The organism is Psychromonas ingrahamii 37 (assembly GCF_000015285.1).
GTDB classification, from domain to species: domain Bacteria; phylum Pseudomonadota; class Gammaproteobacteria; order Enterobacterales; family Psychromonadaceae; genus Psychromonas; species Psychromonas ingrahamii.
On the sequence record NC_008709.1, the window covers coordinates 661,871 to 684,818 of the forward strand.

18 protein-coding genes are annotated in these 22,948 nt (G+C 40.6%); 9 read left to right on the plus strand and 9 right to left on the minus strand.

What is annotated here, in order from left to right:
* Positions 1-63 precede the first annotated feature (63 nt).
* The gene (locus tag PING_RS21575) at positions 64-192 is read right to left on the minus strand and encodes a hypothetical protein (protein ID WP_269571557.1); all 129 of its coding nucleotides are present in this window, start codon (positions 190-192) and stop codon (positions 64-66) included.
* 88 nt (positions 193-280) lie between these two features.
* Entirely contained in the window at positions 281-424 is a 144-nt protein-coding gene (locus PING_RS20395; protein WP_157035296.1) for a hypothetical protein, read from the minus strand.
* Positions 425-613: 189 nt separating this feature from the next.
* On the opposite strand from PING_RS20395, the gene PING_RS02735 reads away from it, so the two are divergent.
* The 4 genes from PING_RS02735 to treC all read left to right on the plus strand — a co-directional run bounded on the left by PING_RS02735 (position 614) and on the right by treC (position 6,279).
* Positions 614-1,351, plus strand: coding sequence for a pirin family protein (locus tag PING_RS02735; RefSeq protein WP_011768933.1), 738 nt, complete (start codon positions 614-616; stop codon positions 1,349-1,351).
* A 220-nt stretch (positions 1,352-1,571) separates the two neighbouring features.
* On the plus strand, positions 1,572-2,555 hold the full coding sequence (locus tag PING_RS02740) for a glutathione S-transferase family protein (protein WP_011768934.1): 984 nt from the start codon (positions 1,572-1,574) through the stop codon (positions 2,553-2,555).
* Positions 2,556-3,000: 445 nt separating this feature from the next.
* Positions 3,001-4,461 (plus strand): PTS trehalose transporter subunit IIBC, encoded by a 1,461-nt coding sequence (gene treB / locus PING_RS02745; RefSeq protein WP_011768935.1) that lies wholly within the window; start codon positions 3,001-3,003, stop codon positions 4,459-4,461.
* 135 nt (positions 4,462-4,596) lie between these two features.
* Entirely contained in the window at positions 4,597-6,279 is a 1,683-nt protein-coding gene (treC, locus tag PING_RS02750) for an alpha,alpha-phosphotrehalase (RefSeq protein ID WP_011768936.1), read from the plus strand.
* Between the two features lie 232 nt (positions 6,280-6,511).
* On the opposite strand, the gene ispB is transcribed toward treC, so the two are convergent.
* Positions 6,512-7,483: an octaprenyl diphosphate synthase gene (gene ispB / locus PING_RS02755; RefSeq protein WP_041765849.1), complete on the minus strand. Its 972-nt coding sequence runs from the start codon at positions 7,481-7,483 to the stop codon at positions 6,512-6,514.
* A 469-nt stretch (positions 7,484-7,952) separates the two neighbouring features.
* On the opposite strand from ispB, the gene rplU reads away from it, so the two are divergent.
* From rplU to cgtA, 3 genes are all read left to right on the plus strand, one after another.
* Positions 7,953-8,264, plus strand: coding sequence for a 50S ribosomal protein L21 (gene rplU, locus PING_RS02760; protein ID WP_011768938.1), 312 nt, complete (start codon positions 7,953-7,955; stop codon positions 8,262-8,264).
* 16 nt (positions 8,265-8,280) lie between these two features.
* Positions 8,281-8,538: a 50S ribosomal protein L27 gene (gene rpmA, locus PING_RS02765; protein WP_011768939.1), complete on the plus strand. Its 258-nt coding sequence runs from the start codon at positions 8,281-8,283 to the stop codon at positions 8,536-8,538.
* A gap of 417 nt (positions 8,539-8,955) precedes the next feature.
* The gene (cgtA, locus tag PING_RS02770) at positions 8,956-10,116 is read left to right on the plus strand and encodes an Obg family GTPase CgtA (protein WP_011768940.1); all 1,161 of its coding nucleotides are present in this window, start codon (positions 8,956-8,958) and stop codon (positions 10,114-10,116) included.
* 93 nt (positions 10,117-10,209) lie between these two features.
* On the opposite strand, the gene barA is transcribed toward cgtA, so the two are convergent.
* On the minus strand, positions 10,210-12,990 hold the full coding sequence (gene barA / locus PING_RS02775; protein ID WP_011768941.1) for a two-component sensor histidine kinase BarA: 2,781 nt from the start codon (positions 12,988-12,990) through the stop codon (positions 10,210-10,212).
* A gap of 471 nt (positions 12,991-13,461) precedes the next feature.
* On the opposite strand from barA, the gene rlmD reads away from it, so the two are divergent.
* On the plus strand, positions 13,462-14,796 hold the full coding sequence (rlmD, locus tag PING_RS02780) for a 23S rRNA (uracil(1939)-C(5))-methyltransferase RlmD (protein ID WP_011768942.1): 1,335 nt from the start codon (positions 13,462-13,464) through the stop codon (positions 14,794-14,796).
* A 30-nt stretch (positions 14,797-14,826) separates the two neighbouring features.
* Complete coding sequence (gene relA, locus PING_RS02785; RefSeq protein ID WP_011768943.1) at positions 14,827-17,040, plus strand: GTP diphosphokinase; 2,214 nt, start codon at positions 14,827-14,829, stop codon at positions 17,038-17,040.
* A 253-nt stretch (positions 17,041-17,293) separates the two neighbouring features.
* Here the strand turns inward: relA and lnt are convergent, their stop codons facing one another.
* From lnt to miaB, 5 genes are all read right to left on the minus strand, one after another.
* Positions 17,294-18,883, minus strand: coding sequence for an apolipoprotein N-acyltransferase (lnt, locus tag PING_RS02790; RefSeq protein WP_157035297.1), 1,590 nt, complete (start codon positions 18,881-18,883; stop codon positions 17,294-17,296).
* The gene (locus PING_RS02795) at positions 18,876-19,736 is read right to left on the minus strand and encodes an HlyC/CorC family transporter (RefSeq protein ID WP_011768945.1); all 861 of its coding nucleotides are present in this window, start codon (positions 19,734-19,736) and stop codon (positions 18,876-18,878) included. Before PING_RS02795 ends, lnt begins: the two co-directional genes overlap by 8 nt.
* 9 nt (positions 19,737-19,745) lie before the next feature.
* Positions 19,746-20,222 (minus strand): rRNA maturation RNase YbeY, encoded by a 477-nt coding sequence (gene ybeY, locus PING_RS02800; RefSeq protein ID WP_011768946.1) that lies wholly within the window; start codon positions 20,220-20,222, stop codon positions 19,746-19,748.
* On the minus strand, positions 20,222-21,250 hold the full coding sequence (locus PING_RS02805) for a PhoH family protein (RefSeq protein ID WP_011768947.1): 1,029 nt from the start codon (positions 21,248-21,250) through the stop codon (positions 20,222-20,224). The genes ybeY and PING_RS02805 overlap by 1 nt, the downstream gene beginning before the upstream one ends.
* Positions 21,251-21,420: 170 nt before the next feature.
* Positions 21,421-22,842: a tRNA (N6-isopentenyl adenosine(37)-C2)-methylthiotransferase MiaB gene (miaB, locus tag PING_RS02810; RefSeq protein WP_011768948.1), complete on the minus strand. Its 1,422-nt coding sequence runs from the start codon at positions 22,840-22,842 to the stop codon at positions 21,421-21,423.
* Positions 22,843-22,948: the final 106 nt, after the last annotated feature.

The window sequence follows — 22,948 nt, forward strand, 5'->3', positions numbered from 1 at the left end:
TTGTATTAAGTCACAATAGAATCAGCCCGGTAGTTACTCGGCTGGCTTTTTATTGTTTTGTAATTAATGGGTCAAAAACACATTGCTTGGTAATGCCTGTATTTTTTCCACAAACCACGCCAGTGTATTGCCTTTATTATATTTATGCCATGCAATACACAAATCATGGTTGCTATCTTCAGGTTTTGCCACCGTTAATGCCACTGGGTGCCACAGCTGTCACTCTTGCTATAGGCGATGAACAGGCAAATAACCCACTCCTAAACCAGCAACTGTACCTCTATTTTTTGTCAATACTAGGAGCGGTAATACGCGCCTGACCATCGAGTAAACCCGCTGAACGTGCTGCATCAAACAGCGCAATATTTAAATCCTCTTCAAGCTTATTGACCGTATAGAAGATAGTCGAAAGCACCCGAAACAATTAATCCGCTGCGCCGAAAAAACTATGCTTACGTTTAATAGCATCAAGTACCTTTAACGTGTCGAGTGTGATCGGTGAATTCATTACTTCAATCCTTTTGAACTAATAGTTCAATTATTACCGTTATTAATCGTTGTTGGGATTAAATATAATAGCTTTAACAATGAAGTTTACATTAGGGGTGTCAATATGAAAGCAAGCCATCAAAAAATCAGTGCATCTGAATTATATTATTTACCGAGTAGCAGTATGCATCCGGCAAATACCCGTTTTCATTTTTCATTTGCTAATTATTACAACCCGACAAGAATGAACTTTGGCGCACTGCGTGTTTTAAACGATGATGATGTCACCCCGCACAGTGGATTTGGCCGTCACCCGCACAGGGATATGGAGATTGTCAGTTATATAGTTAAAGGTCAATTAACCCATTGGGATAGTGTCACCAACGTCGAAGAGACCATTGGCCGTGGCCATGTTCAGGCTATTTCAGCGGGTTCGGGTATATCGCATTCAGAGCTTAATAAGCAGAATGATTGGTGTCGATTTTTACAAATTTGGATTATGCCCTCGAAAAAGGGAGGGCCTGTTCGTTACCATCACCAACAATTTGAATTACAGGAAAGAGAAAATAAACTATTACATATTGTTGGTAATCCAAAAAATAAAAACACCTCCCCTTTGTATCTCAATTCAGATGTTAATTTATATGTATCTGAACTAACCGATTCGCGCGCTATTGTCGAATTTGAATTACAACCGGGCAGGCAGGCTTATATTAATTGTATTGAAGGCAGTATCAATATTGAAGGTTACCCGTTACTTAATGAACGCGACTCACTGGAATTAAGTGCTGCCGGAAAGATTAATTTTTCACTGCAGGGATCTCATGCGCATTTCATTATTATAGAAATGGAAAGTCATTGAGATGGAAAATCATCAAAATGAAAAAATGGGTAAGAGTAAGATATCGTCGATTACTTTTTTACTTTACAGGCAATTATTATGTCTAAATCATCAACGCATAAAGCGATAGGGGACAGCGTCAAGAAACAGCCCGTCAGAATATTTTATTTCTGTTAAAACCACCCAGTATCGTTTAACACGCTTTAATATTTACTCAAGATATAACAAAGAGGCAGCTAAAATGAAATCAGTAAAATCCAGTTGGAACAGCAGTATCAATGAGGGTGAATATCGCCGCAAAGATTCACAATTTAGAAATTGGATCACCCCGGACGGCAGTGCCGGTATAACGGGTCTTAGCGGATTCCAGGCTGAAGCGGGCCGTTACCATTTATATGTCTCTCTGGCTTGTCCCTGGGCCCATCGTGCTTTGATTTTTCGAAAGCTTAAAGGGCTTGAGGAGATGATCACCGTCAGTGTGGTTCATCCTGAGATGTTTGAAAAGGGCTGGTCTTTTAAACATGATAAAGGATCACAAGAGTTATACGGGACAACCGGTGACGACTTATACGGCGGGGAATATTTGTCTGAAAAATATTTTGCACAAGTGCCCGACTACACGGGGGTTATTAGTGTGCCTGTATTATGGGACAAACAACAAAAAGTGATTGTCAATAATGAATCATCGGAAATTATTCGCATTTTCAATTCCGCTTTTAACGGGATTACCGGTAATGAGTTAGATTTTTACCCTGAGTATTTGCAAGATCAAATTGACCAGGTTAATGAGCTGGTTTATCACAATATTAATAATGGTGTTTATAAAACCGGTTTTGCCACCAGCCAGCAGGCCTATGACAATAATGCCAAAGATTTATTTTCAGCGTTACAGCAACTTGATAATAAGCTCGCCACACAACGTTATTTAACGGGCAATGAACTTACCGAAGCGGATTGGCGCTTGTGGCCGACATTAGTGCGTTTTGACTCTGTATATCATACCCACTTTAAATGTAACTTGAATTTGATCAAAGAGTTTACCCACTTATACAACTACATGCTGGAACTCTATCAAATACCTGGTATAGCTGAAACGGTCAATATGGCGCATATTAAACGCCATTATTATGCCAGTCATCTGGCTATTAATCCTTATGGCATTGTACCTTTAGGACACCAGCAGGACTGGTCAGCAGCCCATAACAGGGATCGGTTATTTAACTGATTTGCTGTTTTAACTGTATTTTTATAAAGTAAAAGATATAAAGGCGATATTTTTTGAATATCGCCTTTATTTTTGATTAAGCTTTTCTGATATTAACGGCTTGAGCTTCGGCTTTCTTGTCTAATGCGCTGCTAAAGCGAGTTAACAGCACTATCATCGCGCCAATCCATTCCAGCTTCTGCAACTATTACAGGCACCCAGTCTTTATGGTCGGGATGTAAGGCATTACAGCGAAGCAGTAAAAGTCACTGGTCTGTTTTATTGCTCGATATATTTTGTTAGTGCCTTTAAAGATACCGCCCTGATCATAATAATGGGAGCATTCCCATTTTGTGATCACCTTCGCGTAATCAAGCCGTCTCCATTTAATTATTTTTTGTTTGCGTTATTATGCCTGCAATTGGGAGCGCTCCCATAAAAGACTTATAACAGAAGGGATAATGAAATGAGTAAAATTGATCAGAAACAAGTTGAACGTTTAGTTGAGCTTATCGGGGGGAAGGGCAATATAGCCAGTGTTAGCCATTGTTTAACACGTTTACGTTTTGCCTTAGGTGATCCTGAATTAGCAAATATTAAAGAAATTGAAAAAATTCCGATGGTAAAAGGGGCGTTTACTACTGCGGGGCAGTTTCAGATAGTGATTGGTACTGAAGTTGATGACGTATATAAAATATTAACCAAGATAACAGGTGGCGGTGGGGCTGATAAAGAAGCGACAAAAGCGGCTGCAAGGCAGAATATGAATTTTCTGGAGCGCGGTATCTCGCATATGGCGGAAATTTTTGTCCCGCTGCTCCCTGCTATTATTACTGGCGGTTTGATTCTCGGATTCCGAAATGTGATCGGTGATATCCCAATGTTCGATGGTAAAACCCTGGTTGAAACCAGTCAGTTTTGGACTGGAGTTCACTCTTTCCTATGGTTACTTGGCGAGGCTATCTTCCACTTCCTGCCCGTTGGTGTGTGTTGGGCCACGGTAAAAAAACTGGGCGGTACACCGATTCTAGGTATTGTCTTAGGTATCACTCTGGTTTCACCACAATTAATGAATGCTTACGGCATTGGTTCTGGCACACCAGATGTTTGGGACTTTGGTTTCTTTGTGATGGAAAAAGTGGGCTACCAAGCGCAAGTTATTCCCGCTATTTTAGCCGGTCTGGCTTTAGCTATTATTGAAACGAATTTAAAACGTATTATTCCCGCCTATTTATACCTTGTTATTGTGCCTTTTGTTTCATTGCTTGTTGCTGTTGTTTTGGCGCATTCGATTATAGGTCCGATCGGACGTGAAATTGGTAATGCCGTGGGTTATGCCGCTAAAGTTGCCATGACGGGTGATTTTGCTGTGCTTGGTTCGATGATTTTTGGTTTCTTTTATGCACCCTTAGTGATTACCGGTATTCACCATACAACCAATGCGGTTGATTTACAGTTAATGCAGGATATTGGCGGAACACCTATCTGGCCACTGATTGCCTTATCTAATATTGCACAAGCGTCAGCTGTGGTGGGTATTATCTGGATCAGTAAAAAACATAATGAACGTGAGATTTCGATACCTGCTGCTATCTCTGCATTTTTAGGGGTGACTGAACCCGCTATGTACGGGATCAACTTGAAATATAAATTTCCCATGTTATGCGCCATGATTGGCTCTGCGGTTGCCGCTGGTATTTGTGGTATTGCAGGTGTGATGGCGAACGGGATTGGTGTCGGTGGATTGCCGGGTATTCTATCCATTCAGCCGCAGTATTGGGGCGTCTATGCACTGGCGATGCTTACTGCAATAGTGGTACCTATTGCTTTAACACTGATACTTTACAAACGTGCAGAGAAAAAGGGCAATCTTGACCAAGATGAGTTAATTGAAGACGAGGCAGAACCTGCATTAGCCACTCATTAACTGACTATCAAAAAAAGATACGCTGAAATTTTTTTAATGTTAATGAATTAAAACTGTCTGGCGTATTGAAAAAAGATATTAGCCGTTGAGTGATCAACGGTTTTCTTAATTTAAGAGAGCTAAGAGTTAATAGATATGAATAAAATAGAAAGAGAATGGTGGCGCACAGCGACGGTGTATCAGATTTATCCTAAAAGCTTTTGTGACAGCGGCAGTAAAGGTACGGGGGATCTTAAAGGTATTATCTCTAAACTGGATTATCTTAAAACTCTGGGTATTGATGCCATTTGGCTTACCCCGATTTATGCATCACCGATGATTGATAATGGTTATGATATCTCAGATTATTACACTATTAATCCTGATTTTGGTTGTATGGAGGATTTTGAGCAGCTCCTGGACAGTGCTCATCAGAAAGGTATCCGCATTATTTTAGATATTGTGGTTAATCATACTTCAACTGAGCATCAATGGTTCCAATCGGCTTTGGGTAATAAAGACAGTGAATATCGGGATTATTATATCTGGAAAGACCCTGTAAATGGTCAGGCGCCGAACAATTGGGTATCAAAATTTGGCGGTAATGCCTGGCAGTTAGATGAAAAAACTCAGCAATACTACCTGCACCTTTTTGCCCCGGAGCAGGCTGATTTAAACTGGGAAAATCCCAAAGTGCGTGATCAAGTCAAAAACATCATCGAGTTTTGGGCTGAAAAAGGAGTTGATGGTTTTCGTCTTGATGTGATTAACTTAATCTCTAAACAGCAGGATTATGCAAATGACTATCAGGGCGATGGTCGCCGTTTCTACACCGATGGACCACGCGTGCATCAATACCTGCGCGAGTTAAGTGATGCTGTGTTTAATCAATATGGTGCAGTCACGGTCGGCGAAATGTCTTCTACTTCACTCGATGAGTGCCAGCAATATTCAGCACTTGACGGAAAAGAGTTATCTATGGTGTTTAATTTTCACCATTTAAAAGTTGATTATATAAACGGTGAAAAATGGACGCAGGCACCCTTTGATTTTATAGAGCTGAAAACTATTTTTAATCATTGGCAGCAGGGCATGTTCGGGAAAGGATGGTCTGCACTATTCTGGTGTAATCATGATCAGCCGCGAATAGTTAGCCGTTTAGGTAATGATCAAGAATATCGCGTTGAATCCGCGAAGATGCTGGCAACATCACTGCATATGATGCAGGGCACACCTTATATTTATCAGGGTGAAGAGATTGCCATGACCAATCCTGGTTATACATCAATTGAACAATACCGCGATCTTGAAAGCCTTAATATGTACGATATTATGCTCAATCATCAGGGGAAAAGTGAGCAGCAGGTGCTGGCTATTCTTGCCCAGAAATCGCGAGATAATTCGCGCACACCCATTCAGTGGAACAGTGATCAGAATGCCGGTTTTACAAAAGGTGTTCCCTGGCTGGATGTGGCAAAGAATTATAAGCAGATTAATGTCGAGCGGGCGCTTAAGGATCAAAACTCGGTTTTTTATTATTACCAGCATTTAATCGCGCTGCGTAAAGAAGTGGAGGTAATAACAACCGGGGATTATACGGATTTGGCAGCGGAGCATGCACAACTGTTTTGTTATCAACGGCGCAGTGACAAGCAAACGCTTATCTGTATCAATAACTATTACGGGAAGCCGCTTGAATATGAATTGCCAGCACATCTGGAACTGCACAACGGACAATATATTATTGGAAATTACCCGGAATTATTAACCCTTCAACCAACGAGGACAGTAAAATTAAAACCCTATGAGAGTCGAGTATTGCTGATTAACCATCATTAACTTAAGGTTTTACCGATAGTAAGAAAAAGCCTTTAATAGTTTGCTGTTAAAGGCTTTTTAAAATTTAAGATTTTCGATCCGCAGCAATATAAGCTAAGGTTATTAATGCTTGTTTGTATCTACTTAACAGTGCTCTGCTAAAGCTTTTTTAAGATTTTCGATCTGCAGCAATATGAGACAAGCTTATTAATGCTTGTTTGTATCTACTTAACAGTGCTCTGCTAAAGCCTTTTTAAGATTTTCGATCTGCAGCAATATGAGCCAAGCTTATTAATGCTTGTTTGTATTCACTGTCTGGAATAATAACAAGAGCTTTAATGGCTTTATCTGCTTCTTCAAGTGCGCGTTTTTTTGCATATTCTAATGCATTTGTATCATGCAGTGCCTGCATAATCTCATCAAAATGATCCATGCCATTACCTTTTTTAATGGCCTCTTTGATAAGCGTTGCTTGCTTTTTATTGCCGTGTTGAATCGCATATAAAAGCGGTAAGGTCGGTTTGCCTTCTGCCAGGTCATCTCCTGTATTTTTACCCATTTCGCTTGCGTCAGAGTTATAATCCATCACATCATCGGTTAACTGGAATGCCGTCCCAAGGTATTTACCATAATTGAGTAAAGCTGTTTCAATTTCCTCAGATTGCTCTCCTAATACGGCGACAAGTTGTGTTGCCGCTTCAAATAGTTTGGCAGTTTTAAAGTAGATAATATCCATATATTTTTTTTCAGTGGTGTCCGGATCATTACAATTCATTAACTGTAAAACTTCACCTTCAGCAATAATATTGGTTGCTGAAGATAAAATATCCATCACTTTTAAATTACGCAACTGCGTCATCATCTGAAAAGAGCGGGTATATAAAAAATCCCCGACTAATACGCTTGCTGCTGAACCAAATACCGCATTCGCTGTTTTTTTGCCGCGGCGCAGATCTGAGTCATCAACGACATCATCGTGCAGCAAGGTTGCCGTATGAATAAATTCAATTATCGCGGCAAGTTTGGTCGTATTTTGATCATGAATACCCAGGGCTTTTGCTGCTAATACGGTAATTAACGGGCGGATACGTTTACCACCGCTATTAATAATATAAAAACCCAGTTGATTAATTAAGGCGACATCCGAGCTTAATTGTTCCGTGATCAGTTTATTGACCTGATTCATTTCAGTTGCAGAAATACGCTGAATTGTTTTTATATCCATGGTCCTAAAAGTCCAAATAGCCATTCTTAAAAAGAGTCGCTATTATTGCCGTTTATTAGTGATATCTCAACTGCTTAAGCTAAAAATTATCCTGCTTTTCATAATCCAGTGCACTATTGCACATGATAACTTATAAATTAGCGGTTTTTTACGTTGTGGGAATAGCTTATTATCTGGAAAAATTGATTCCATGGCAGCTTAAATATTTGATCGGGTGACTATTTAATAGCTCCTTAAAATGATGGCAAATAAAGTAAGTCGGGTTATTAACAAGATCGGCTCTTTGCCAATATTATTTTATTTTAGCGGGTTAATTTTAGTCTTAATTAAATTGAAAATTTTTAGTGAATATCGTTGCCAAAAATAGTTATTTGCCGTAGAATCCGACACCATTGAAATTAATATAAGTGTGCTCTCGATGCAAAATTTCGAATGAAATAGCACGAGATGCCTGAACGGAGTAAGAAACATGTACGCTGTTATCCAGAGTGGTGGCAAGCAACACCGTGTAGCTGTTGAACAAACTCTTCGTTTGGAAAAGCTAGATGTTGAAGCTGGCGAGACTATAGAATTTGATAAAGTTCTTTTAGTAGCAAATGCAGAAGACGTTAAAGTTGGTATTCCATACGTTGAAGGAAGTAAAGTTACTGCTGAAGTAGTAGCTCACGGTCGTGGTAATAAAATTAAAATCGTTAAGTTCCGTCGTCGTAAGCATTCGCGTACAACAGCGGGTCATCGTCAGTGGTTTACTGAAGTTAAAATTACTGCAATCAACGCTTAATTAGGAGTTATTAAAAATGGCACATAAAAAAGCTGGTGGTAGTACTAATAACGGTCGCGATTCGGAAAGTAAACGCCTTGGTGTGAAACGTTTCGGTGGTGAATCAGTTCTAGCGGGTAATATTCTTGTTCGTCAACGTGGTACTAAATTCCACGCTGGTATTAATGTTGGTATCGGTAAAGACCATACTCTTTTTGCTAAAGCTACAGGCGTAGTTAAGTTTGAAAAGAAAGGTCCAAAGATGCGTAGCTTCATTACTATCGTAGCTGAATAACTTTAGGCTTGATGAAAGAATTTTAAAAGCCTCGCTGATGCGGGGCTTTTTTTTTACCTTAAATAATATTTTAGATTGTACTTATCTCTATTTACATATGAAAATGTGATCTATGTTCAATAGAAATGAGTATAATTATAGTTCATACCAATTCTACTAATTAAGAGGTCTATTTAGGCACAGGAAAAACGCATGAAAGCAAGGTGTTGATTGAAGTAACTAGTTGTTCTAATTATAGAAAATCGTAGGGAACGATTTTGGACAGCTTTAGCTGGCCACGTAGTGGGGAATAACAGGATGTTATGAATAAAATCAATCACGAAGCTAGCATGTGTTTTAACCCGCATAAATGAGCAGAAAATTAATGGTTTTGGTATTATACAAGCCAACGATGGTGTTGGTTTCTTGGAGGTTGGAATGAAGTTTGTTGACGAAGCAAAAATAAAGGTTGATGCCGGAGATGGTGGCAACGGCTGTATCGGCTTCCGTACAGAAAAATATATCCCGCGTGGCGGCCCAAATGGCGGCGATGGCGGTGATGGCGGTGACGTTTACCTGCAGGCAGATGAAAATTTAAATACCCTGGTCGATTTTCGTTTTGTGCGTTTTTATGATGCTGAGCGTGGTGAAAATGGTCAAACACGAGACTGTACCGGATCCCGTGGCAAAGATAAAATTATTCAAGTACCCGTCGGAACACGCTGCCGTGATGCTGATACAGGGGAAGTTCTTGGCGATTTAACGCGCGATGGACAACAGCTCATGGTTGCCAAAGGTGGCTTCCACGGTTTAGGAAATGCACGTTTTAAAAGCAGTACTAACCGTGCCCCTCGTCAAAAGACCGATGGCACGCCAGGTGAAGTGCGTAACCTGCTTCTGGAGTTATTATTGCTTGCCGATGTTGGCATGCTGGGTTTGCCTAATGCCGGTAAATCAACCTTTATCCGCAGTGTTTCAGCGGCAAAACCAAAAGTGGCAGATTACCCGTTCACGACCTTAGTGCCAAATTTAGGTGTGGTCAGTATGGGTTATGGACGCAGTTTTGTGATTGCAGATATTCCCGGATTAATTGAAGGGGCATCTGATGGAGCGGGCCTTGGTGCACGTTTTCTGCGTCATTTAGAGCGTTGCCGTGTATTATTGCATACGATCGATTTATTGCCTGCCGATGGCAGTGATCCGGCAGAAAATGCACTGGTTATTATTGCAGAGCTTAAAAAACACAGCCCTAAACTTGCCTCTAAACCGCGTTGGTTAGTCTTTAACAAAACGGACCTTCTGTTAGAAGATGAAGCTGAATTAGTCATCGAGCGTGTTAAAGAAGCACTTGAGTGGGATGGACCTGTTTATAAAGTAGCCGCCATTTCAAAAACCGGGACAGATACCCTTTGTCGGGATGTTGTTGAATATTTAGAAGAGTTACCGGCTGAATTTACGCCAGAGGAAGAGCGTCAACAGGTCGAATTCCAGTGGGATGATTATCATAAGACAGCAATAGAAGAGCTTGATGATGATAGTGATGATGATGATTGGAGTGAAGATGATGAGATGATGGAAGTTATTTACACAAAAGAGTAAATTCCTATTTCCATGTCTGCTTGAAATTTAAAGCCCTGCTTTGGTTGTTCCACAGCAGGGCTTTTTGTTATCTTTAAACAGGCTCTGGGCTTTCTAAGCTAAATGTTTTTTTGCCTGTTGTGCAACGTTTTCTAACTCATCCAACAGCTCAAGTAACTCAGGCTCTAATAACTCCAGTGTGATACCTCGTTTTAACTCATTCTCAATAAGACCAGTAACCTTCTTAAGTTTAGGTACCCCGCTATAACTGCAGCCCCCATGAAACTTATGGATGATTTGGGCAAAATGCAGCGTGTTGATGTCGCAGTGCAGTGCTTTATTAACCTCAATTTTTATCTCCACAAACTCAGTAAGTAACATGCCCAGCAATTCCTTGGCAAGCTCCTCTTTGCCCGCGGACTGCTGCAGCGCAAGGGGCCAGTCGATAGAGAGGTTTTTCTGCGTAAATTTAACCCTTGGGGCTAATCTGGGCTGTAAGGATTTACCATCCATCACCTTGGCATTGGGAGTCCATTTATTAATCATCTTCTGCAGGGCAATTTCATCAATGGGTTTGGCCAGACAATCATCCATACCAAGTTGTAAAAACTGTTCTTTTTCGCCTGACAATACATGTGCAGTAACAGCAATAACAGGGGTTTTATAATTTATTTTCCCCTTTTTGATTTGCAGGCAGGCATTAATGCCATCTAATACCGGCATTTGGATATCCATAAAAATAAGGTCAAAGTGGTGATTTTTAGCTTGTTCAACGGCTTGCTGACCATTAATACAGGTTGTTACATGGTTGGTGCGATCCGCCAGCATGACTGAAATAAGTTTCAAATTTGCCGGGTTATCATCCACGGCCATAACATTGATATCCTTACGCATAAAGATCGGTAAAGCCTTATGGTATGTGATTGTATTAAAATCTGTTTTATCAGAAATAAGTGCATTAGCGAAACTTTTGTGATTTATAGGCTTACTTAAACAGTGAGTCACGCCCGCCGCCATCAAGGTATCATAAATGCCTGGATCGCTGGAATTAACCAGTATAATCACATTCCCGCTAAATGACTTGGCTTGTTTAATATACTTAAAAAGGGGTTGTAAGTTCTTAACGTGACTATATCCAATAACAATGCTGTCGTAACGTGTATTTAAGAACTGCTGCCACTGTTGCTCTGTTTTTGCTAATAAAGGTTCGGTTTTCCATTGACGGAGTAGTTGTGTGCAGGCTAGTGCAGCATATTCGTTAGTCTCAAAAACTAATACTTTTTGTTTTTGCAAACGACTAAGCGCGATATTGCTTAATGCTGCTCTGGCGCTTTTTTCGATAACAATCGTAAAACCAAAAGTCGAACCTTGCTCAGGAATCGATATTAATTCTATTCGACCCTGCATCTCTTTGACCAGTTTCTGAGTAATGACTAAACCTAATCCAGTACCACCATATTGACGTGTGATACTGGTATCGGCCTGCCCAAAGGCTTTAAATAACTGTGCTTGCTGTTTTTTTGAAATTCCAATGCCAGAATCTGAAATCATTATTTTAAGTGTTACTTTATTATCCCTATTGGTCTGTTCTTCAATGCGCTGAATTTGTATTTTAATATCACCTTTTTCGGTAAACTTAATCGCATTACCAATTAAATTGGTCAAAATTTGCTGCAAACGCATCGCATCGCCAAAGACTTCATAGGGTACTTCGGGGTCAACGATCAGACTTAGTTCAAGGTTTTTCTCATGGGCACTGGGTGCAAGCAGATGCATTGTCTCATCGATGCAGTCTCGTAAATCAAAGGGGATGTGCTCCAGAGTGAATTTACCGGCCTCTAATTTAGAAAAATCAAGAATGTCATTAATGATTTTAAGTAGATTTCCAGCTGATCGTTCGATGGTCTGCAGATAATCAATTTGATTGGTGGTGAGTTGTGTTTTTAGGAGTTGCCGGGCAAATCCGATCACCCCATTGAGCGGCGTGCGTAATTCATGACTCATATTGGCTAAAAACTCAGATTTAACCAGTGCCGCTTGTTGTGCCTTTTTTTTGGTTATATCAAGCTCAATATTCTGTACTTCCATCTGATCAAGTGTCTCTCTTAACTCACTGGTCGCTAAATCAATGCTGTCCTGCATTTCTTCATGATGTTTGGACATCGCCACTGCCATTTCATTAATGCCCAATTGTAATGAGGCAATCTCGCCAGAATAATTACCTTCTACACGTGAATTTAAGCGCCCTAAACTAATCTTCTCAACCACAGAGACCATTGCGCAAATTGGGCCTGTAATTCGTTTCGCTTGTGCGAAAGCAAGCAGTAAACTGCCTAAAATTCCTAATAAAACCACCCCAAATGACAAGGCAGTATCGCGATAAAGCAGCAGTACAATTTCATCCGTATTAACTTCCAATGCGACATAACCCATTATTTTTGGCGTTTGCTCAAAGGTTGACTGGTATTCTAAAAAACGACTTTCATCAACGATTGGGCTGCGAATTATTATGCTGTCCTGCTCGTGTGTAACCTCGGTTAAGAGTGGAATTTTTTGATCGTCTTTGAGTCGTAAGATATCAAAGTTGCGATGGTAATTACTGGTTACAAAAAGTTGGTTGTTTGTATCAAAAATAGCAATACTTTTAATCATAGGGCTGTTTTTACGGTGTGTTGAGCCAATCAGACGCCTTAGAATGGTTCTGGTTTGATCTTGTATACCGTATTCACTGGCGATAGCCAGTGGCTCACTTATATTAATGGCCCTGTCGATCAAAAAATCATTGGCTTGATAATAACGATGGAAAGAAAAGTAACTTGCTAATATGCCACCGATCAAAATAGTCGGTAGAATAGTAAAGGCAATCACTTGAGCTCGAAGTCCGTATTTTGTCATAGGTTACCTTTCTAAAGTGCGTGACAATTCAAAATAGTCGGTAGAATAGTAAAGGCAATCACTTGAGCTCGAAGTCCGTATTTTGTCATAGGTTACCTTTCTAAAGTGCGTGACAATTCAAAATAGTCGGTAGAATAGTAAAGGCAATCACTTGAGCTCGAAGTCCGTATTTTGTCATAGGTTACCTTTCTAAAGTGCGTGACAATTCAAAATAGTCGGTAGAATAGTAAAAGCAATCACTTGAGCTCGAAGTCCGTATTTTGTCATAGGTTACATTTCTAAAATGAGTGGTAATAGCAAAACCATCAAATGGTTATTGAGTCCCGCAGGTTAATATTAATGTATAAAACAGCATCAGCGTATTCATCGATTTTATATAAATGAATGCTTTTATTTTTCATTGTGTGACAATAGTCTTATCGATAAATATCAGTCTATGATCGCATAGCTTACTTAACCTGTGAATCACTTATGGCCCAGTTCTTTAAAGCAGCACCCACAAATAGTATCAAAAATCATATTTTAAAAAACATAAAAGTTGAAAAATTAGATCACCGGGGACGTGGTTTAGCCTATTTTCAGAATAAACCTCTTTTTATTGATGGGGCGCTTGCAGGTGAATTACTTGAAGTACAAATTGTAGAAAGTAAAAAACGCTATAGCAAAGGGAAGATTAAAAAGATCATCAAGGCCAGTGAGTTAAGAATTACTGCCGCTTGTCCTCATTATCAGGAGTGCGGTGGCTGTGATCTGCAGCATCTAAACCAAGCTGCGCAGATCCAGATTAAATCAGATGGGCTATTATCATTATTTCAACGTTTTGCTAAAAAAGTACCGCAACAACTGGAAAAACCGATTATTGATAAGGCATGGGAATATCGTCGTACAGCGCGTTTTGGTTTACAATTTGATAAAAAAAATAAACAGTTAAAAATGGGCCTTAGACGCGCCCAAAGTAATGAGCTTATCGACCAAAAAGTTTGCCCTGTATTATTACCTGAATTAGAGTGTTTAATTCCGCCCCTTAAAATATTATTAAATAGCTTACAATGCAAAGCCCATTTAGGGCATGTGGAGCTGCTTTACGCAGATCAAGGTGCGGTGGTTTTATTACGTCATATGAAAACCTTAACCAGCCCGGATTTACAACTAATAACGGCTTTTTCAGCGCTACAAAAAGTGAACTTTTTTGGACAGGCTTCCTCTAACCAGTCTGTTTGTCTGGCCGGCGAGGCAAATCTAAGTTACCGGTTGCCGGAGTGGGATTGTTCCTTGAGTTTTACACCCACCGATTTTTTACAAGTAAACAGTGATATTAATAAAAAAATGGTCAGTCAGGCTATGCAGTGGCTCGCTTTAGAAAAAAACGACAGTGTCTTAGATCTTTTCTGCGGTTTAGGGAATTTCACTTTACCGATCGCGCGCCAGGTTGAATCGGTAGTGGGTATTGAAGGGGTTCAACAAATGGTGGACCGTGCAACGGCCAATGCACAATTAAATAATTTACAGAATGCCCGATTTTATCAAGCCGACTTAAGCGGCGAAAATCTTATCGAGCAGGAGTGGGCCAACCAAAACTTTAATAAGGTTTTATTAGATCCGGCGCGTGCTGGCGCGTTGGATTGTTTAGCTTTTATAGCACAAAAAAAACCATCGCATATCCTCTATGTATCCTGTGATCCGCTGACCCTGGCCCGGGATAGTCAAGTGTTGCTTGATAAGGGTTATAAACTGGATAAATTAGGTTTGTTGGACATGTTCCCGCAAACGGCTCATATGGAATCGATGGCACTGTTTACTGGTTAGATTTATTTTTATTTTTTGGAGTTTCTTTTAATGGTTTCAGTCAGAGATACACATTTTTATCAAACCGCGCAAAAAAACCCTAAAAAATGGGTCACTACGTTAGGCTTAAGTAGCTCGGATCAAAGCAAATTATTAGACAATTACGAAAAAATTATCGCTTTATGCCTGAACAGTGAGCAGCATACCCTGTTGGAGTTAGGGACTGAAATGGTTGAGATTTTGGTCACTTTAAACATGGACATGGACACCTTAAATGCCGCACTGATTTTTCCTCTGCTTGACCATCAAATTATCAGTCAGGAGCAAGTGAATGAATGGTGGTCTAAGCGTGTTGCCAAACTGGTTAAGGGTGCGACGGATATGGAAGGTATTCGGGCATTACAAAATCAGGGAGGGTCGAATAACAATGCCGCACAAGTGGATAACTTACGTAATATGTTACTGGCAATGGTCGATGATGTCCGTGCCGTTGTTATTAAATTGGCTGAACGGATCTGTTATTTACGGCAGATAAAAGGAGCAGATAAAGATAAAAGGCTGTTAGTCGCTAGTGAAATATCTTCGATTTATGCCCCGCTGGCAAATCGTTTAGGTATTGGACAGCTAAAATGGGAATTGGAAGACTTATCCTTTCGTTATTTAGAACCTGAAATTTATAAAAAAATAGCCAAACAGCTTGATGAAAAGCGTATCGATCGTGAACATTATATTGAAAATTTTGTTAACACCGTAAAAGATTCTCTGCAAGAGATGAATGTTGACGGTACGGCCTATGGGCGTCCCAAACATATCTACAGTATTTACCGCAAAATGCAGAAAAAGAATTTACAGTTTGAAGATCTTTATGATGTACGTGCGGTGCGGGTTGTGGTTGAAAAACTACAGGATTGTTATGCGGCTTTAGGTGCCATTCATACTCAGTGGCGCCATATTCCCAGTGAATTTGATGATTATATTGCCAATCCGAAAGCGAATGGCTACCAATCTATTCATACCGTCGTATTAGGGCCAGAAGGAAAAGCGGTTGAAGTGCAGATACGTACTCGAAAAATGCATGAAGATTCCGAATTGGGGGTTGCGGCTCACTGGAAATATAAAGAGGGCAGCGCTGGTGGAAAGGCCTCCAGCGGATATGAAGAGAAAATAGCCTGGCTACGTAAAATACTCGCCTGGCAGGAGGATATTGCCGACAGTGAGGACTTAGTTGATGAGGTGCGCAGTCAAGTTTTTGATGATCGTGTTTATGTTTTTACCCCCAAGGGTGAGGTGATAGATCTTCCCGCAGGAGCGACACCCCTTGATTTTGCCTATTACATACACAGTCAGGTCGGACACCGCTGTATTGGTGCTAAAGTTGCCAACCATATTGTGCCTTTCACTTACCACTTAAAAACCGGTGATCAGGTTGAAATTCTCACTCAAAAAGAACCTAATCCAAGTCGAGATTGGCTCAATCCTAATTTAGGTTATATTAATGCCCCGCGCGCCAGAAATAAGGTTTCATCCTGGTTTAGAAAACAAGATCGTGATAAAAATGTCCAAGCGGGACGTGAGTTATTAGAAAATGAACTGGCTAAACTGAAACTGAAATTAAGTGATCTCCCTCCCGCAATAACACGTTTTAATGTGAGCTGTGTCGAGGATATTTTCGCCGGTGTGGGCAACGGTGATTTACGTATTAATCAGCTGCTAAACTTTTTAAATGATTACCACCACCAACAAACATTAGCTGAGCAAGATCAGGCGGCGTTAGAATCCTTAGCGAAGCGCAGTAGTTCTTTTGTTGCCAAACCCATTGGTGATAATATTACGATTCAGGGTGAAAGTAATTTATTGCACAGTATCGCCCGTTGTTGTCAGCCCATTCCTGGAGAGCCTATTGAGGGGTATATCACCCAAGGGCGAGGAATTTCAGTGCATCGTAAAGCCTGCGAACAATTGGCTGACTTGCGTGAGGCGAATCCAGAAAGGTTGGTTGAAGCATCTTGGGGGGATGCTAACTCGTCAGGTTATTCGTTAACACTTCGTCTGGAAGCCTTAGATCGGAGCGGCCTGCTAAGAGATGTATCGACGTTATTATCTAATGAAAAAGTAAATGTATTGGGCGTTAACAGTATGACTAATGTTAAAACTCAGACGGCCATTATTGATCTTGATTTAGAAATACATACGAGTGATAACATTGCCAAAATACAAAATAAAATCAAACAATTAAAAGATGTTTTACAGGTTAGACGTTTGTAGTGAATGAACTCCTCCTGTGTGCCAGGGGGAGTAATAGTATAATAGAATTTATTGGCAGAAATGTTTTTGCATAGCAGCTTGTTGCCCGCTAGATAAGGCGCGCAGAGAACGTTCTTTATTGGTATTAGGCTGATATAAGGACTATTACGCTGCTTCATAATCATGACCCCTTTATTTCTTATCTGCTAAAGATTCTAATAGCATCATCAGGGGCGATATTCGCGAACCAGCAGCAGAGGTGCGATAGTCAGCCCTAAGATTTGGTTTTGTGTTTTTTATACTTGGAAGATAAAAACAATCCAAGAAGCACCAATAAACAGTATAAATAAAGGGGGTAGGAGCCGGCATATTGATAGGGCGTTTGACCAAAAGTCGGCTGAATTTTTTTACTTAAAACAGCTGCTACATTAACTGGTAATCTGCCCAGTTCATTGCCTGATGCATCGAAAATCGCGGTTACGCCATTATTGGTGGAACGTAAAAGCGGGCGAGCAAACTCGATAGCGCGCATTCTTGCTATCTGTAAATGTTGATCCGGTCCAATCGAATTACCAAACCAGGCATCATTACTGACCGTTAAAAGAACCCCGGTTTTTTCGCCTATATTTTTGCGTAACAGTTCGGGAAAAGCGATTTCATAACAGATCGCGGCGGCAATAGATACCTGCTCTGTTTGTAAGTTATTTTGTAGTTGCGTACCACGCTGGAAACTTGACATAGGTAAGTTAAAATAGGGGGCAAGCGGACGTAATAACTTCTCGAAAGGAACAAATTCTCCAATCGGCAGTAGATGGTGCTTTTGATAGCGATTTTCACTCTGTAATGAATAACCTTGTCGCTGGGGCAATTGTTGATTAGGTAATTTTCCTAAGGTAACGATCGAGTTGTAATAACTATCGGTTTTTGATTCATAACCAATAATTCCCGTCATCAGCGTTTTATTTTTTGCCGCTAAGTCAGCCGATAAAGGTTGCAGAAATGCCTGCACATTAACATCTAAGGCTGCGATGGCGGATTCTGGCCAAATTATCAGCTCAGTTTGGTCGTCGAGTCCCGTTTCACTGAGAGCTGAATACTTCTGCAGGGAAGGGGATAACTGTTCTTTTTTCCATTTTTCATTCTGATCAATATTACCCTGCACCAGTGATACGTTGATTGAGGGTTGCGCTATGGTGTATTGCTGTTGTTGTAAAATAAAACCACTTATCAACAGCGCACTGATTACCGAGAGGCTTAAGCCGATTTTTTGTTTCTGGATAAGTAAAGTCAGTGCGCCGCAAATCACCATTACAGCAAGGGTGATGCCTTGTACGCCTAATACGGGTGCGAAGCCGACTAAGGGAGTATCTGCATGACTGTAGCCCAAATATGCCCAGGGGAAACCGGTTAGGACATAACCTCGAAACCAGTCGGAAATTAACCAGAAGACGGGTATCAGTAAAAGATAACGCTGTGTGTCAGACACCCCTGATAAGCGGGTGCTCGCCCATAAGGCAAGGCTTGGATAAATCGCCAGATAGGCACATAATAATACGATTAAAAGCGCACTGACAATTTTTGGCATGCCGCCATAGAGATCCATGCTGACATAAATCCAACACAAGGTTGCAATTAAGCTTGAGATGCTAAAAATAAAGCTAACTAAAAAATAACGTCGGGTGCTTTTTTGTAACTGTTTCTGTAAAAGAAAAAAACCAACAAAAGTGGGATAAATCACCCACCACTGCTCAAAAGGGGCAAAAGCAAAAACCTGAACGGCACCTAAAATACAGGCAACAAAAAGTTGTCCATAAAGGTGCTTGGTTAAATTATCTATTTTTTTAATCAAAACAGGATCACTCAATACTGCTTAATTCTTTAGGAATCAGTACCTGCAGTTGTATTAAGCGGCGTTTTTCACTAATAGTGACTTTGAATTGATGCTCATCAATAGTGATCCTTTCACCGCGGCGGGGAAGGTGGCCTAATTCATGGATAATAAAACCAGCAACGGTATCTTGTCCTTCAATATCAAATGAGGTGGAAAAAAAGTTATTAAACTTCTCAATGGATGTCATGGCATTAACCACATAAGTTCTTTTACCAATCTGACGGATATCATCCTCTTCTTGATCGTCAAATTCATCTTCAATTTCACCCACTATCACTTCTAAAATATCTTCGATGGTCACCAGCCCTGATACGCCACCGTACTCATCAACGACAATCGCCATGTGGTAGCGTTGACTGCGAAACTCTTTTAATAAAGTTCCTAAGCGTTTACTTTCAGGAACAACGACGGCTTCCCTGAGTATATCTTCAATTTTAAACTCATTTGCTTCACTGCTGAAACCAAATCTAATCAAATCCTTGGCCAGCAAAAGACCGACTATATGGTCTTTATCTTCGGTTATCACCGGAAAGCGAGAATGTGCGGAATCGATAATTTTCGGCAGGAATTCATTGACGCTTTGATGCAGACCTAAGGTGGTCATTTGTGAACGCGGGATCATAATGTCACGGACACGTAATTTTGATACATCTAAAACGCCTTTAATCATCTCTCGGGTTTGTTGATCGATAATCTGGCGCGATTTAGCACCTTGAATCACATCCAGTAATTCTTGTTGAGTTTGTGGCTCGCCCTGGAAAAGATTACTAATTTTATCGAATAGTCCTATTTTATCTGATGATGTTTGTGCTTTATCGTCGGGCATTAATTTTATTTACTCTTTTTCACTTAAGTAAGGGTCTGTAAAACCAAGTTCGGTTAACAGTTTTGTCTCTAAACTTTCCATTTCAACTGCTTCGGCTTGCTCAATATGATCATAACCCAGCAGATGCAGGGTACTATGAATAGACATATGAGCCCAATGTGCAGTTAAGGATTTGCCCTGCAGTTTTGCCTCACTTTCCACCACCTCTTTGCAGATAATCAGATCACCGAGTAATGGCAAGGTAAGCCCAGGGGGATTTTGAAAAGGAAAAGCGAGTACATTAGTGGTTTTGCTTATATTTCGATATTGGTGGTTTAGCTGCATAATTTCATCTTGATCAACAATACGGACCGTTAATTCCGCTTCTTCCCGATGACTTTCTGAACCACCTAATATAGCCGCTTCAATCCATTTCTCAAAGGATGCCGGCATTGGGAGGTCATTAGGATCAGAGCAGGCAATTTGTAAATCGACATATAATTGCATTATTTTTTTTCCACTTTAGCGGCTTTTATTTCTGCTGTATGCTCAAAGGCTTCATAGGCTTTAACGATACGGGCAACAACCGGATGGCGCACTATATCATCGGCCAGGAAAAAATTAAAACTGACCTCTTCAACATTCGCCAGTACCTCAATCGCATGGCGCAAACCCGACTTTTGATGGCGCGGTAAATCAATTTGGGTGATGTCACCGGTAATCACCGCCGTCGAGTTAAAGCCGATGCGGGTTAAAAACATCTTCATCTGTTCAATCGTTGTATTTTGGCTCTCATCCAAAATTATAAAGGCATCATTTAGCGTACGGCCGCGCATATACGCTAGAGGGGCTATTTCAATAACCTTTTTTTCAATCAATTTTTCTACTTTTTCAAAACCCAGCATTTCGAACAGTGCGTCATAAAGAGGACGCAAATAAGGATCCACTTTTTGTGATAAATCCCCGGGTAAAAATCCTAATTTTTCACCTGCTTCAACCGCAGGGCGGGTCAAAAGAATACGCCGTACTTCCTGGCGTTCTAACGCTTCAATGGCACAGGCGACGGCTAAATAGGTTTTACCTGTTCCGGCTGGACCTACGCCAAAACTAATGTCGCTCTTTAAAATGTTGCTCACATAGTTAGTTTGATTTTCACTGCGCGGTTTAATAATGCCGCGTTTGGTTTTAATCGACAGACTTTGAGTGGATGTTTGATCGATGGATTTTACTTCTAATAAACGGTGAGTCGAGATAAGGTTTTGCAGGGCGAGATGCACATCATCTGCCGATAACGAAGGTATTTTACCTTTGACAGGCAAGGTCTCCAGATATAATTCCTGTAAAAGTTCGCTGCAGGCTTGGGCATAACGATGTTCGCCGATAATCTGAAAGTTTTCATTTTTATAAATTATTTCAAGTCCTAAGCGGCGTTCTACTTGTTTGATATTGTCATCAAATGCGCCACATAATATCGCTAAGCGTTTTATGTCGGCAGGCACTAAGTCAATATAGACGGTAGTCAGTTTGGTAGTCAAATTAGTTAAACCTTAAATTAAGCAGTTAAATGATTCTTCGCAGGAGAAGCCTAAAGCTTCAGCATGTTTTTCTGAGTCCCCTGAGGGAGCTTTTGAAAGCATTAATCTTGATAAACTTTATATCAACAAAACTAACCTATTAATAGGGTTAGTTTTGTTGATTAAGCCAATTAGGCAGGAATATAGCTGTTAACAGCTGATTTGTTTTCATGTTTGTTAACAATATCACTCGGGCGAATTGATTCACGCAGGTTCATTTCTGCTTCTCCACGGATGAATTTCCCACGGATTGAGTTAGTATGAACTTCCGTTATTTCTACATCAACAAAGCCGCCAATGGAACGATGGTCACCCTCAAAGTTAACAATACGGTTGTTTTCAGTACGACCGCATAATTCCATAATATTTTTACGTGAAGGTCCTTCAACTAAAATACGCTGAACGCTGCCCACCATTTTCCGGCCAATGCCCTGCGATTGCTGCTGAATTCTGTCCTGCAGAATTGCCAGGCGCTGTTTTTTAGTTTCCAGAGTCACATCATCGGGCATATCAGCCGCTGGTGTGCCCGGACGCTGACTATAAATAAAGCTATAGCTGGTATCAAAATTAATATATTTAATCAGATCCATGGTTTGCTCAAAATCGTGATCGGTTTCATTCGGGAAGCCAATAATAAAATCGGAGCTGACGGTGAGTTCCGGGCGGACTTGTAATAAACGCGCTATTTGATCTTTGTACTGGGCAACGGTATGACCCCGTTTCATTGCCGCTAGTATTCTATCCGAACCCGCTTGTACGGGTAAATGTAAGAAATTGACCAGTTCCGGTGTATCTTCATAGACGGCGATAATTTCATCGCTAAAATCAATCGGATTACTGGTGACGTAGCGCAGGCGATCAATACCATCAATGGATGCAACAAAACGTAACAGTTCAGCAAAACTGCAGGTATCACCGTCATAGGTTGCACCAAGATAAGAATTAACATTTTGACCTAACAGGGTTACTTCACGCACACCCTGTTCAGCTAACTGGGCAACTTCTAATAACACATCATCGAGTGGGCGGCTAACTTCTTCACCCCGGGTATAGGGTACAACGCAGAAAGAACAATATTTTGAACAGCCTTCCATAATCGAGACAAAGGCGGTTGCACCATCGGCTTTCGGCTCAGGTAATGAGTCAAATTTTTCAATTTCCGGGAAGCTAACATCAACCACAGTGCCTTTGTTTTCTTGTACTTCTTTTATCATTTCGGGTAAACGGTGTAAGGTTTGCGGGCCAAAAACAATATCGACAAAAGGGGCACGACTGCGAATCGCTTTACCTTCCTGGGAGGCAACACAACCACCCACACCAATCACCAGATTGGGTTTGTTAACCTTTAATTTTTTCCAGCGGCCCAGCTGATGGAATACCTTTTCCTGGGCTTTTTCACGGATAGAACAAGTATTTAATAACACCACGTCCGCATCTTCTGCATGCTCAACTGAGATATAACCGTTTGTTGAATTTAGTAGGTCGGCCATTTTTGATGAGTCATACTCATTCATTTGACAACCCCAAGTTTTGACGTGTAATTTCATGCTCATAATATATTAGCTCATACAATGGATCTAAAAAAGAGGTCGTATTTTACGCACATCAGGTCGATCATGCTACTCTTTGTTTTTTTCCTTTTTTAAGATTAATAATGGT